This window comes from Marinomonas sp. HM11-D (assembly GCF_057626615.1).
In genome coordinates this window covers 90,333-102,587 of the sequence record NZ_JBMMKT010000006.1, presented here as the reverse complement: position 1 = coordinate 102,587, position 12,255 = coordinate 90,333, and the positions used below count along the sequence as shown (strand labels likewise).

Below are 12,255 nucleotides of genomic sequence, written 5' to 3'. Positions count from 1 at the left end.
CTGTTTGAGTTATACGTCCTGAAAAAATCTTTAGATCACTGATCCGATCACCAGACATGTTCGTATAATGCTATTGCAAAGAGGTCTTCGCCACACCCAGACTGATCCACGTGCACGTTTGGAGCCCTAGGATGAACACTGTTTCTGAAACAACCACTGACACCAGCTTGCTGGATGCCATGACACAAGTCGCTGACGCACGGGATACCCGCGCCTTAGAACGACTATTTGATCATTACGCACCCCGTATTCGCGCCTTTTGTTTGGCGGCACAACCTGGTGCGAATTTGATGGCGGATGATATTGCACAGGAAGTGATGATTCGTATCTGGAACAAAGCCCATTTGTACAATCCAGCCACGGCGTCGTTAAACACTTGGATTTTTACCATTGCTCGAAATGCGCGTATTGATTACATGCGCAAAAATGGACGTTACCAAAGTGACATCGATCCGGAAGAATTTTGGAGTGAAATGGCCGACGAAAATGCCGATCCATTTCGTGAAGCGCAACAACAACGCGACGAAGAACGTATTCGTAACGGCTTGAGCCAACTACCTAGCGAGCAGCAGCAAGTGCTGTCGAAAGTCTACTTAGAAGGCAAAAGTCATTCCGAAGCGTCAGAAGAACTTGGCTTACCGCTTGGTACCGTCAAGTCTCGTGTACGCCTCGCGTTGAACAAGTTATCTGTAATCATTAAGAGGTAGTCGCTATGCTTAGCTGCCATCCAACACTCGATACATTGACCGATTACTCTGCCGGCGCTCTGCCCCTTGCGCACGGGTTGGCAGTGTCCGTACACCTTGACCAATGTTCTCAGTGTCGTGAGCAAGTCAGACGTCTAAATATGGTCGGCGCTCAGCTGTTCGCCAGTCATAGCGAAACCACCAGCCAAGAGCACATGGCAAAGCTCAAGCAAAATGTCATGGCGGCCATTGCCCAGTCTGACTCAGACACTCTGAACACAGAGAGCAAGGGAAGCTTGTTGCATATTCCAGAGTCACTGCGTCGCTTTATTCCAAAGGGCTTCGATGCTTTGAACTGGATTCATTTAACCCCCTCTTTCAAGCTAGCCACCCTATGTAATGAGATGGGCGGCGCGCAGATTGCGTTATCACGAGTCAAACCCGGTGCACGCTTACCTAGCCATCGCCATACCGGTAACGAGATTACCGTGGTGCTGAAAGGGGCATTTTCTGACGAAGACGGGTTATACCGCGAAGGTGACTTTATTTGTCGCGATCATCATGACAAACACCAGCCTCGTGTGACCAAAGACGCTGAGTGCATTTGTCTGATCGTGCTCGATTCGCCAATCGAATTTACCGGCTGGCTGACTCGATTACTGAATCCCATCATGCGCTATTTTCACCCTAGTAGTGCTCTGAACGGCGGCTAACGTCGGCGAAAAAATAAACTAAAGCCATGGCCTTTGAAATCTGATATAATTAGACCTCAATCTAAAAACTACAAGGAATACACCATGGCGGCAAAGAAGAAACAAGCCGATGTTCCAGCGGAGACGTCTGCAACAATCGCAAAACAAATGGAAGAGTTTTTGGCACGTGGTGGACAAATCGAACAGATCGACCAAGGCGTAAGTGGACAAAGTAATTTCAAAGGTTCACGCCATATCACCTTAGGCAACAGCAAGCCTAAAGCTGAATAATCCTCTAAAGCCGATCACTGATCGGCTTTTTTGTGCCTCGGTTTTTTGTACCTATGACTTAGCACCGCGCTGTTCACTTTGTCATCAAGTGGACACAAATTCGTCACCGAGCTGTCACCGTCGCTCCCTAGCCTGTTTAAGAGATATTAAAAGGTTAGCGGAGCTAAATCGTGTTACAAGTCGAACAAATTATTTCTAGCAAGGCCCCAGGTTTTTTCGATAAGAGCCCTCTTATCACCAAGCCAACCATCAGTTTTTTAAAGCGTCTTTTTCACGAAAACGAAGTTAACCAGTTCCTTGAACAACATGGCCATTGTGTCGGCTTTGAGTTTATCGATCGTGTACTTGATCACTTCAACTTCGGCTATCAAGCGAGCCAAGTGGATCGCCGCAATATTCCCGCCATTGGCCGCACGTTAATCGTTGCCAACCACCCTTTGGGAGCGTTAGACGGTTTGGCGATTCTACGTTTGATCGCTGAAATTCGCCCCGATGTGAAAATTGTCGCCAACGATTTGTTGATGGGCTTTGACGCCCTAAAAGGTCTGGTCCTACCAGTCGACAACATCGGCGGCAAAACTGGCCGTAAGCAATTAAAAGCCATCATGGACTGCTTGCACCGTGAAGAGTGTGTGATCATTTTCCCTGCCGGCGAAGTCTCACGCCTCTCTCCAAGCGGCGTGAAAGATCTGAAATGGAACTCGAGCTACTTAAAAATCGCTGAGAAAACTAACAGCCAGATCTTGCCAGTGCACATCGGTGGCCGTAATTCGATGATGTTCTACACCAGTTCTTGGGTCTACCGTCCGCTGTCGACCATGCAGTTGGCCAACGAAATGTTCCGCCAGCGTAACCGTCGTATTCCAATTCAAGTGGGTGAGCCGATTCCGATTCAAGAATTGGCCAAGTTGCCCCTGAGCACCAAAGAAAAGAACAAGCTGGTGAAGCGTCATTTGTACCGCATCGCCAAGGGTCGCAAGCCATTACTGAAGACCGAGAAAACCATCTCGCACCCACAAAATCGTCAGCAATTAAAATTAGAGCTCAAACGAGCGGAACACCTAGGCTCGACCAAAGACAACAAGCAGATTTACCTCGCGGAATACGAACACGAATCCAGCCTAATGCAGGAAATCGGTCGCTTGCGCGAAATCGCGTTTCGTAAAGTGGGCGAAGGCACCGGCGAGCAAAAAGACTTAGACAAGTACGATCAATATTACCGTCACTTGGTACTGTGGGACGAAGAAGAGCTGGAAATCGTCGGCGCCTACCGCATCGGCGAAGTCTACCGTTACCTAAAGTCTGAAAAAGATTACAGCATCTACAGCAGTACTCTATTTAGCTACAGCTGCGATATGGAATCCTACTTCGAGCAAGGCATTGAGCTGGGTCGTAGTTTTGTGCAGCCAAAATACTGGGGCAAACGCAGTCTAGATTACCTTTGGTATGGCATCGGCGCCTACCTGATGAAGCACCCAGAAGTGCGCTATATGTTCGGCCCAGTGAGCTTGAGTGGCAACTTCCCGCCACTAGCAAAAGACATGATCGTGCATTTCTACCGCACTTACTTTGCAGATCAGGAGCATTTAGCGGCCTCTTACAACCGCTATACGATTCAGTCGGAACACAAGGAACTGCTGAAGAGCTACTTCACTGGCACAAGCTACGAAGATGATTTTAGAAACCTGAAAGAACAACTCGGCAATCTAGGTGCCGCCGTACCGACGCTGTTCAAACAGTACAGTGAACTGTGTGACGACGGCGGCGTGCGCTTCCTAGACTTTGGTGTCGACGCAAGCTTTGGCTACTGCGTAGACGGTCTAGTGCTGGTGGATTTAGAGAAAGTAAAAGACAGTAAACGCAAACGTTACCTAACGCCGAGTGACATGACTCAAGAATCATGATGTGAGTGATGTGAGTCCTGCTGTTGGTGTTTGATATACCAAAGGTAACCAAGCTTAATAACTAAGGCGACGGCTAAAATCAGTAAGACAATGTGAGCGAATTCCATGGAAACCTCCTCATTATTATGGTGTTACTGCTTGAATTTTAGTCGTTTAGGCCAAAAAATTGTGCATTGTTTAGACAATACGCCCTCATATTTAGCGCTTAACTTATGTAGTATCGGTTATAGGAGCGTTTAACAAGGGCGGATTGGGGATAACCCCCTAACTTGTCCCCATTGGCGTAAGACTTGCTTGCAAAATAGCTGGATGTGCATAAGTCACGAAATCCTGTAGCGGACTCAAGGAGCTGAAGATGATCGAAAAAACCTATTTGAAAACCAAACCCGAGTGCAAAGTTAAATTTGCGCTACCAGCAGAACAGTTGGAAGGCGCTAAGCAAGTCTTCCTTGTGGGAGACTTCAATGATTGGGACGAATCGGCTACCCCGATGCGTAAGCAAAAGACTGGTGTATTTGCGTCGACGCTCAATCTTGAGAAAGACAAGCAGTACCAATTCCGTTACTTGGTGGATGGCACCACTTGGCTAAACGATGACAGCGCAGACGCCTACACGCCAAGTCCCGTTAGCTCGGAACACAACTGCGTACTGGCACTGTAATTACCTTCGTCTAAGGTTCCGAAGGGCCTTTGCTCCTTGAGCAAAGGCCCTTTTTTATGCCCGCTTTGCCCGCCTCTCAGCCACTTTTCCACAAATTCATAAAAAATTTTTCTTCTATCCATTTCAAAATCACTCATTTTATGTACAATGATTTTTATTAAACGCTCATTTAATAAAAAATTAGCCTAACGCTAAACCAGATTGAGCAACCTAATTCAGTCCATTAAAGGACACGATTTCTAAGCTTTGAGAGGTGAGACATGGCAAATAAGCAGCAATACATCAACGGCCGCTACGTTGCATCAACGACAGGTGAAACCTTCAATACCTACAACCCAGCTACCGGCGAGTTGCTAGCAACAGTGGAAATGGCAGGTGCAGCAGAACTGCAAGCAGCCATCGACTCAGCGAAACAAGGTCAACGCGTTTGGGCGGCGATGAGTGGTGTTGAGCGTGGTCGCATCTTAAAGCGTGCTGCGGACTTACTGCGTGAGCACAATGAAGAGATTGCCAAGCTTGAGGTCCTAGATACTGGTAAGCCGTTACAAGAAGCCATCGTTGTAGACATCCAAACGGGCGCCGATGTAATCGAGTACTACGCTGGTCTTGCCGACAAGATCCAAGGCGATTTCCAAGATTTAAACGCTGACAGCTTCTACTACACACGCCGTGAGCCGCTAGGCATCTGCGCTGGCATCGGTGCTTGGAACTACCCGATTCAAATCGCTTGCTGGAAATCTGGTCCTGCACTTGCGGCAGGTAATGCCATGATCTTCAAACCTTCTGAAGAAACACCGCTAACGGCGTACAAACTGGCAGAGATTTTCACCGAAGCGGGTCTACCTGACGGCGTATTCAACATAGTGCAAGGCGACGCTCGCACTGGCCAACTGATCACTAACCACCCTGAGATCGACAAAGTATCGTTCACCGGCGAAGTGGGCACAGGTAAGAAAGTTATGTCTGCGTCAGCGTCTTCTTTAAAAGAAGTGACCATGGAGCTGGGCGGCAAATCTCCCCTAATCATTTTCCCTGATATGCCAGTGGACCAAGCCGTTTCCGGTGCCATGTTGGCTAACTTCTACACCCAAGGTGAAGTGTGTACCAACGGTACCCGCGTCTTCGTCCACGAAGACATGCTAGACGCCTTTAAAGCTGAGCTGAAACAACGTACTGAAGCCATGATCATCGGCGATCCGATGGACATGAACACGCAAGTGGGTTCCTTGATCAACCAAGGCCACATGGAAAAAGTATTGGGTTACATCCAAGCTGCACAAGACGCGGGCGCTACACTGCTATGTGGTGGTGAGCGCTACACTGAAAACGGTTGTGAAAACGGTGCCTTTGTAAAACCAACCGTCTTCACCGACTGTACCGATGATATGCCACAGGTACGCGAAGAAATCTTTGGCCCAGTGATGTCAGTGCTAAGTTTCAAAGACGAAGACGAAGCCATCCGCCGCGCTAACGACACCAAATACGGTCTGGCTGCGGGCGTCTTTACTAAAGACGTAAGCCGTGCCCACCGCGTCATTAAACAGCTAGAAGCCGGTATCTGCTGGATCAATACTTGGGGCGCGTCACCAGCGGAAATGCCAGTAGGCGGCTACAAAGAGTCAGGCATTGGCCGTGAAAACGGTATCGAAACACTGCGCGCTTACACCCAAGTGAAGAGCGTTCTAGTGTCTATGACTGACATCCCTAGCCCTTACTAAGATCGCGGAGGCAACATGAGCAAGGTATACGATTACATCATTGTTGGCGCAGGTTCCGCAGGCTGTGTGCTAGCGGATCGTCTTAGCGCAAGCGGCGATAACTCGGTTTTATTAGTCGAGATGGGCGGTTCGGATAAGAGTATCTTTATCCAAATGCCAACCGCTTTGTCTTACCCAATGAATACGGACAAGTACGCTTGGCAATTCCATACCGATAAAGAAGAAGGTCTAGATGGCCGTGAAATGCACTGTCCACGCGGCAAGGTACTAGGCGGCTCTTCTTCGATCAACGGCATGGTCTACGTGCGTGGTCATGCTTGTGACTTCGACGAATGGGAAGAGCACGGCGCTAAAGGTTGGAACTACCAAACCGTGCTGCCATATTTCAAACGCGCAGAATCTTGGAAAGGCGGCGCTGATACCTACCGTGGTGGCGAAGGCCCATTGTCGACCAACAACGGTAACGACATGACCATGAACCCTTTGTACCAAGCGTTTATCAACGCGGGCGCAGAGGCGGGTTATGGCATGACCGACGACTACAACGGTTACCGCCAAGAAGGCTTCGGCCCGATGCATATGACGGTCAAAGATGGCGTGCGAGCTTCCACCTCAAACGCCTACCTTCGCCGTGCCATGAAGCGTCCCAACCTAACGGTATTGACGGGCATTCTTACCAAGCGTGTGCTGTTTGAGGGTAAACGTGCGGTGGGTCTTGAGTACCGTGAAAACGGTCAGATCAAACAAAGCAAAGCTAGCAAAGAAGTGATCCTAAGCGCGGGTTCCATTGGCTCGCCAACCATTTTACAACGCTCAGGCGTGGGCCCTAAAGCAGTACTGGATAACGCTCACGTGCCAGTCATACACAACCTACCTGGCGTAGGTGAAAACCTGCAGGATCACTTGGAGGTTTACTTCCAATACTGGTGTAAAGAGCCGGTGACCCTAAACAGCAAACTGGGTCTGATCAGCAAAGGCATGATAGGTACCCGTTGGATTCTGTTTAAAGACGGCTTAGGCGCCACCAACCACTTTGAATCTTGTGGTTTTATCCGCTCTCGTGCCGGACTTAAATGGCCAAACATTCAATATCACTTCCTACCTGCAGCGATGCGCTACGATGGTCAGGCAGCGGTAGATGGCCACGGTTTCCAAGTACACGTGGGCCCGAACAAACCAGAAAGCCGCGGTAAAGTTTGGATCGAATCGAATGATCCAGAAGCCAAACCACGCATTCAGTTTAATTACATGAGCACAGAACAGGACAAACAGGACTGGCGCGACACCATCCGTTTAACCCGTGAATTGCTACAACAATCAGCTTTGGATCAGTACCGTGGTGAAGAAATTCAACCAGGTATGCATGTTCAAACGGATGAACAGATCGACCGTTGGGTAAAAGACAACGTTGAAAGCGCTTACCACCCTTCTTGTACGTGTAAGATGGGCGCAGACGACGACCCGATGGCGGTTTTGGACGAGGAATGTCGAGTTCGTGGCGTAGAAAACCTACGTGTAGTGGACTCATCTATTTTCCCAACCATTACTAACGGCAACTTAAACGCACCGACCATCATGGTCGCTGAACGCGCGGCCGATATGATCTTAGGGAAATCCCTACTTCCGCCAGCGAATGCACCGGTATGGATTCACCCTGAGTACCAAACTCAACAACGTTAGTTGCTGGGTCCAGCGTTACTCCTTTTTAGGCCTCCTCGGAGGCCTTTTTTGCGTCTGTAGATTGCCGTTCCCAAAATCAGAACCGTACACCCGACTCCGCTCGGGGAGCGGTCTTCCCATTGCCTCAGACAATTAGCCCAGCTGATACCACTAGCCTTACAGATTTATTAGACCTCACATCCCAGCCACCAAAACCAATTTTTTGCTCTACGCGCAAGCGCTAGAAGTCGCTGCAAAATTGTTTTGGTGGCGATATAGAGGCTATCTCACTTTGTATTAAATATGTTTATATAAGCTAAAGAATCCATTAAAAAGGAATTTATATGAGTACTGAAATTAAAGATATTGTTGATTTAATTGCCGGGCAATCATTAGGAAAACTTGTTGATATTGGGTTTGTTGAAAAAGGGCTAGTAATGGGAAGCTGGTATACAAGATATGACATGAACCAAAGTCTTGAACAAAAGGCTTTCTTTGCGGCAGCAACAATTGATAACACCGGTAAACCAGTAATTCTTTTTAATGCAGAGAGCCCACTAAAAGCTCTGGTATGGGCAATACCTCATGAAGCCATACACTTAGCTCAGATGCTTAAACAGGACTTAGAACCTTGTGTAGACTTTACGAACTGGAAAGGTAAGGCGTTTATTGGTTTAGATTCCAATGATCCTAATTATTTTTCAGCAGATCACCAACCGTGGGAAGCTGAGGCTCAAGAACTTGAAAACGAAGTAAGAGAACACATCTACAACCTTTATCCTATGCTAAAATAAGCTCGGTGTTTTCATCACTCCTCCCGTGCCAATTCAATCACGGCACGCCCCAGCTGAACCAGCGTTCCTGCCTTTGAAATTGAATCGCCGCCTGTAAGATATCAGGGCGGCCTTCTTGCATCGACTCCCAAGAAGCAGACTTAATCACAGCTCAATACTACCCATAATGATACCTAAGCTGTGCAATCATCAAAGTATCTTCATCACACCGATAAACAATCCGATGCTCATCGTTAATGCGTCTTGACCAATAGCCAGACAAGCCATGCTTCAATGGTTCTGGCTTACCAATGCCTTCGTACGGCTGTCGCTGAATCTCTTTGATCAAGGTATTAATTCGTTTTAAGACTTTCTTGTCCGTGGTCTGCCAATATAAATATTCATCCCAAGCATGACTTGAAAACATCAGCTTCATTCAATCAATTCCCTTTCTTCGCCTTTCCCAGCGTCAAGCTCAGCCATGGATTCCAGCAGTCGCTTGGCATTCGCAGGAGATCGCAGTAGGTAAGTCGTTTCCTGCATAGCCTCATAGTCTTCAAGTGAAATCATCACGACTGGCGCTTCACTCTTGCGAGTAATGATCACTGGCGAGTGATCATTACAGACCTTTTCCATCGTGCTCGCTAAATTTGCTCTTGCAGTGGTGTAGCTAATAGCGTCCATAAAACAAACCTCAAATCGTACATGTACAGAATTAAGTACATTATAGTTCTTTGATCAATTCTCGTACAAGCTGTATTTGAAGACTCTAAGGTACATGAACACATTTAAATCAATGCTGATACCTGTCAGCCTAAACTTCATTGGATCAATGCTTGAATTTATATAAAGATGAGCAATCGACTTTTACTAAGGACGTTTCATGATTATACGGACATTAACTCCCCAAGATTTGGACGCCGCCAGTGCGGTCTGTTTAGCAGCCTTCAACCATTCTGTTGCGCCGATGATTTGCGATGAAGGCATCGAAACCTTTAGAAAAATTTCTGCACCTGAGTCATTTTCAGAACGTATGAACCAAGACACTGTCATGCTGGTAGCCGAAGCAGAGAAAGACATCGTTGGGGTGGCGGAGCTGCGCGAAGGCCATCACTTATCCATGCTATTTGTGCGCCCTGACAAGCAGGAGCAAGGCATCGGTCGAGCCTTGCTCGAAGAGTTATTGGGGTATGCTCGTAGTGATACGGTAACGGTCAAAGCGTCTCTCACTTCCGTATCAGCTTATGAGAACTACGGTTTTGAGATTGTTGACGAGGTTGGTGAAATCGCAGGACTCACCTATCAGCCAATGGAAATGGTCATTCTCTAACGTCTCGGCACACGCCAGAACAGCAAGATATTCATCAAGGCTGAGGCTACATAGGTCATGGCGCAGGCGGTCAGGATGCGGCGCACCTTGGGGATATCTTGGCTGGGCAGGTAGCGGCCTTTTTTCAATATCGGTAGCGCCTTATTAAAGCTGGCGTCCCATTCCTCCGGCAAGATCGCCAGCTGTACAAATACGGTTACCAGGCCCAGCGTGACAATCACCAGTCCATGCAGTGCCGGTGTATAGGGCAAACGCAGGGCGGCGCTGATCAGTGGCCAAGCGAACAGCATAATGACAGCAAGACGCTGTACCATCATGGCATAGGGCAAATAACGTGTTCTTAGGCGCGCCACGGTTTCTTGGCGGTGATGAGCGATGGCGTGGCCGACTTCATGGGCGGCAACCGCCACGGCGGTCAATGAACGTTCATTCAAGACATAGGGGCTGAGGCGTACAGCCTTGGCTTGGATATCATAGTGATCGCGCCCTTCATCGGTGGATTCGACCTTAACATCATGTAATTCATAGCGTTTTAGTAGGTGCTCAGCAAGCTCGCCACCGGTGCCAGGCAGGTCTGGACGCGGCGCTTGGTATTGCTTTAACACTCGCTTCACCCACCATTGTGGGCCGAAAAATACCGCCATAAGCAGCAAAAGTAACAGAATGTACACTATCATACGTAAATTAACCTCATGGTTACATGTCGCGCTTTGACCCATCCAATTCGTGTCATCTACACTTAAATTGAGCTTGGAGCACCGTCATGAGAAACCCTTTAATACCTGATATTTTAGCCATTCTTCGCGATCACCCTGAGGGTACCGAAGAATATGATCTACTGAAGGCGCTAAAAACAAAGCATCCTATGCTAACGAAGCTGGCAGAGGATCATAACTTGTTGTTGTTTCGCCAACACTTTTTGATCATGAATGCGCTATACCAGCTTAAGAATAGCCTTTGGACTGAGGAGCAAATCACCCTCAATATCATTGGCATGCGCGTTAACCTGCAATACGCTCCCCCCGAGCCAGCTAGCGATAGTACCCTTCTATCCGACAGTCACGATGCCAAATTAGGCGCCTACTACATGGACTGGGACGAATACGTCAACACTGACAAAGACGACGTCGAGCAGCTGCTACAAAGTTTCTATCTCGGTATCGCTACACTTGATGAGCGTAAAGATGCCTTAAAGACTCTAGCTTTACACGTTGACTTCATTGATGATAAAGAGGCGATTAAGCGTCAATATCGCAAGCTAGCGCGGGATGCTCATCCAGACCGCGGTGGCGATCCCGAGCGTTTTATCAGTCTACGCCAAGCCTATGAATGTCTTATTCATGCGTTAGCGTGAACTTATTGCACGCTTCTTCAGTCTGACCGTTTTTACCTCTAGCCGTTGTTCCTATGACATCAAGATTCTTAGTTTTACTGCTTCCAATACTGTTTTTAACTGCCTGTAGTAGTACTACCACTACACATGAAATCGATGCTTCCAATGATTTCCCTAATAACGGCCGCGACCAAGAAGCGCCAAAGCGTGAGCAGCTCTACCTTGGCGAACGCTTACCACCGGGCTTTCCTTACCCTGATGCCACCTTTGTCAATGGCATCCAACAACAGATCCGTTACCTAGATCGCATCAAGCCGCAGAACTACGACTTGGAAAATTTGCAAGTCAGTCGTGATGATCTGCGTGCCGCAGCTGAAGAGATTCGTATCTGGATCAATCAGCCAACCTATTGGCCGCAGTTAACGGCGCACCAAATCGCGGGCATGGACCAACGCGGTAACGTACAAATTACCGGTTACTATGTGCCTATGATGTCGGTACGCCATCAACCAGACGACGTCTACAAATACCCACTGTACCGCAAGCCAAAGCTGCCTAAAGGCGCAAAAATGCCGTCCCGCGAGCAGATCGATTTTGAAGGCGCGTTAGACGGCCAAGGGTTGGAAATCGCCTACACATCCAGCTTAGTCGATAACTTCTTCCTGCACGTGCAGGGCTCCGGCATGGTGGAGTTTGAAGACGGCGAACGCCGCCTATTATCTTGGGGCGGCGTTAACGGTCATTCTTACCGCAGCATCGGTAAAATACTGATCGAACGGGATGAAATCCCCCGTGAGAAAATGTCGGCCCAGGCCATCCGTGAATGGTTAGCCGCGCACCCTGAGCAGATGCGTGAAGTGATGTCGACTAACCCTAGTTACCTATTTTTCAGTGAAGGTTTAACACAGCCTGTCGGTGCCGCCAATGTACCCTTAACCCCACTGTATTCGGTGGCAGTCGATCCTAGAGTGATTCCGCTGGGCAGTATTCTGTTGGGCGAAGTACCTAAGCTGGATAAAAACGGCGAGCTCATCGGTCATGAGTTCCGCTTACTGTTGGCGCAAGACAAAGGCGGTGCCATTAAAGGCCCTGGTCATATCGATTGGTATCAAGGGATTGGTGAGGAAGCCCACTTTCACGCGGGGCAGTTGAAGCACTTTGGCCGAGTGTGGCTATTGCTGCCACGCTCGACCAAACACTGATCTAAA

General features: G+C 48.4%; 14 protein-coding genes. 11 read left to right on the top strand and 3 right to left on the bottom strand.

What is annotated here, in order from left to right:
- The first annotated feature begins 131 nt into the window (after positions 1-131).
- The 8 genes from ACOSVP_RS10795 to ACOSVP_RS10760 all read left to right on the top strand — a co-directional run bounded on the left by ACOSVP_RS10795 (position 132) and on the right by ACOSVP_RS10760 (position 8,405).
- Positions 132-707 (top strand): sigma-70 family RNA polymerase sigma factor, encoded by a 576-nt coding sequence (locus ACOSVP_RS10795; protein ID WP_487347513.1) that lies wholly within the window; start codon positions 132-134, stop codon positions 705-707.
- Between the two features lie 5 nt (positions 708-712).
- The gene (locus ACOSVP_RS10790; protein ID WP_487347512.1) at positions 713-1,399 is read left to right on the top strand and encodes a ChrR family anti-sigma-E factor; all 687 of its coding nucleotides are present in this window, start codon (positions 713-715) and stop codon (positions 1,397-1,399) included.
- An 84-nt stretch (positions 1,400-1,483) separates the two neighbouring features.
- Positions 1,484-1,669 (top strand): hypothetical protein, encoded by a 186-nt coding sequence (locus tag ACOSVP_RS10785; protein ID WP_487347511.1) that lies wholly within the window; start codon positions 1,484-1,486, stop codon positions 1,667-1,669.
- A gap of 170 nt (positions 1,670-1,839) precedes the next feature.
- On the top strand, positions 1,840-3,573 hold the full coding sequence (olsF, locus tag ACOSVP_RS10780) for a bifunctional ornithine lipid synthase OlsF (protein ID WP_487347510.1): 1,734 nt from the start codon (positions 1,840-1,842) through the stop codon (positions 3,571-3,573).
- Positions 3,574-3,928: 355 nt separating this feature from the next.
- The gene (locus ACOSVP_RS10775) at positions 3,929-4,234 is read left to right on the top strand and encodes an isoamylase early set domain-containing protein (protein ID WP_487347509.1); all 306 of its coding nucleotides are present in this window, start codon (positions 3,929-3,931) and stop codon (positions 4,232-4,234) included.
- Between the two features lie 260 nt (positions 4,235-4,494).
- Complete coding sequence (gene betB / locus ACOSVP_RS10770; RefSeq protein WP_487347508.1) at positions 4,495-5,952, top strand: betaine-aldehyde dehydrogenase; 1,458 nt, start codon at positions 4,495-4,497, stop codon at positions 5,950-5,952.
- 15 nt (positions 5,953-5,967) lie between these two features.
- On the top strand, positions 5,968-7,632 hold the full coding sequence (gene betA, locus ACOSVP_RS10765) for a choline dehydrogenase (RefSeq protein WP_487347507.1): 1,665 nt from the start codon (positions 5,968-5,970) through the stop codon (positions 7,630-7,632).
- 323 nt (positions 7,633-7,955) lie between these two features.
- Positions 7,956-8,405 carry a hypothetical protein gene (locus ACOSVP_RS10760; protein ID WP_487347506.1) on the top strand — a complete coding sequence of 150 codons (450 nt, stop codon included), beginning with the start codon at positions 7,956-7,958 and terminating at the stop codon, positions 8,403-8,405.
- A gap of 157 nt (positions 8,406-8,562) precedes the next feature.
- On the opposite strand, the gene ACOSVP_RS10755 is transcribed toward ACOSVP_RS10760, so the two are convergent.
- Complete coding sequence (locus tag ACOSVP_RS10755) at positions 8,563-8,820, bottom strand: Txe/YoeB family addiction module toxin (RefSeq protein ID WP_487347505.1); 258 nt, start codon at positions 8,818-8,820, stop codon at positions 8,563-8,565.
- Positions 8,817-9,068 (bottom strand): type II toxin-antitoxin system Phd/YefM family antitoxin, encoded by a 252-nt coding sequence (locus ACOSVP_RS10750; RefSeq protein WP_487347504.1) that lies wholly within the window; start codon positions 9,066-9,068, stop codon positions 8,817-8,819. The genes ACOSVP_RS10755 and ACOSVP_RS10750 overlap by 4 nt, the downstream gene beginning before the upstream one ends.
- 199 nt (positions 9,069-9,267) lie before the next feature.
- On the opposite strand from ACOSVP_RS10750, the gene ACOSVP_RS10745 reads away from it, so the two are divergent.
- Positions 9,268-9,714, top strand: coding sequence for a GNAT family N-acetyltransferase (locus ACOSVP_RS10745; RefSeq protein ID WP_487347503.1), 447 nt, complete (start codon positions 9,268-9,270; stop codon positions 9,712-9,714).
- Here the strand turns inward: ACOSVP_RS10745 and ACOSVP_RS10740 are convergent.
- Positions 9,711-10,391: a zinc metallopeptidase gene (locus tag ACOSVP_RS10740; protein ID WP_487347502.1), complete on the bottom strand. Its 681-nt coding sequence runs from the start codon at positions 10,389-10,391 to the stop codon at positions 9,711-9,713. The genes ACOSVP_RS10745 and ACOSVP_RS10740 overlap by 4 nt on opposite strands.
- 86 nt (positions 10,392-10,477) lie before the next feature.
- On the opposite strand from ACOSVP_RS10740, the gene ACOSVP_RS10735 reads away from it, so the two are divergent.
- Positions 10,478-11,068 carry a DNA-J related domain-containing protein gene (locus ACOSVP_RS10735; protein ID WP_487347501.1) on the top strand — a complete coding sequence of 197 codons (591 nt, stop codon included), beginning with the start codon at positions 10,478-10,480 and terminating at the stop codon, positions 11,066-11,068.
- 53 nt (positions 11,069-11,121) lie between these two features.
- The gene (mltA, locus tag ACOSVP_RS10730; RefSeq protein ID WP_487347500.1) at positions 11,122-12,249 is read left to right on the top strand and encodes a murein transglycosylase A; all 1,128 of its coding nucleotides are present in this window, start codon (positions 11,122-11,124) and stop codon (positions 12,247-12,249) included.
- The last annotated feature ends 6 nt before the right edge of the window (positions 12,250-12,255 follow it).

What these genes read in the sequence shown, in the direction of transcription:
- ACOSVP_RS10740 (WP_487347502.1), bottom strand. Translation starts at nt 10,391, where the DNA reads ATGATAGTGTACATTCTGTTACTTTTGCTGCTTATGGCGGTATTTTTC.
- ACOSVP_RS10790 (WP_487347512.1), top strand. Translation starts at nt 713, where the DNA reads ATGCTTAGCTGCCATCCAACACTCGATACATTGACCGATTACTCTGCC.
- ACOSVP_RS10745 (WP_487347503.1), top strand. Translation starts at nt 9,268, where the DNA reads ATGATTATACGGACATTAACTCCCCAAGATTTGGACGCCGCCAGTGCG.
- mltA (WP_487347500.1), top strand. Translation starts at nt 11,122, where the DNA reads ATGACATCAAGATTCTTAGTTTTACTGCTTCCAATACTGTTTTTAACT.
- betB (WP_487347508.1), top strand. Translation starts at nt 4,495, where the DNA reads ATGGCAAATAAGCAGCAATACATCAACGGCCGCTACGTTGCATCAACG.
- ACOSVP_RS10755 (WP_487347505.1), bottom strand. Translation starts at nt 8,820, where the DNA reads ATGAAGCTGATGTTTTCAAGTCATGCTTGGGATGAATATTTATATTGG.
- ACOSVP_RS10750 (WP_487347504.1), bottom strand. Translation starts at nt 9,068, where the DNA reads ATGGACGCTATTAGCTACACCACTGCAAGAGCAAATTTAGCGAGCACG.
- ACOSVP_RS10760 (WP_487347506.1), top strand. Translation starts at nt 7,956, where the DNA reads ATGAGTACTGAAATTAAAGATATTGTTGATTTAATTGCCGGGCAATCA.
- ACOSVP_RS10735 (WP_487347501.1), top strand. Translation starts at nt 10,478, where the DNA reads ATGAGAAACCCTTTAATACCTGATATTTTAGCCATTCTTCGCGATCAC.
- ACOSVP_RS10795 (WP_487347513.1), top strand. Translation starts at nt 132, where the DNA reads ATGAACACTGTTTCTGAAACAACCACTGACACCAGCTTGCTGGATGCC.
- ACOSVP_RS10775 (WP_487347509.1), top strand. Translation starts at nt 3,929, where the DNA reads ATGATCGAAAAAACCTATTTGAAAACCAAACCCGAGTGCAAAGTTAAA.
- ACOSVP_RS10785 (WP_487347511.1), top strand. Translation starts at nt 1,484, where the DNA reads ATGGCGGCAAAGAAGAAACAAGCCGATGTTCCAGCGGAGACGTCTGCA.
- betA (WP_487347507.1), top strand. Translation starts at nt 5,968, where the DNA reads ATGAGCAAGGTATACGATTACATCATTGTTGGCGCAGGTTCCGCAGGC.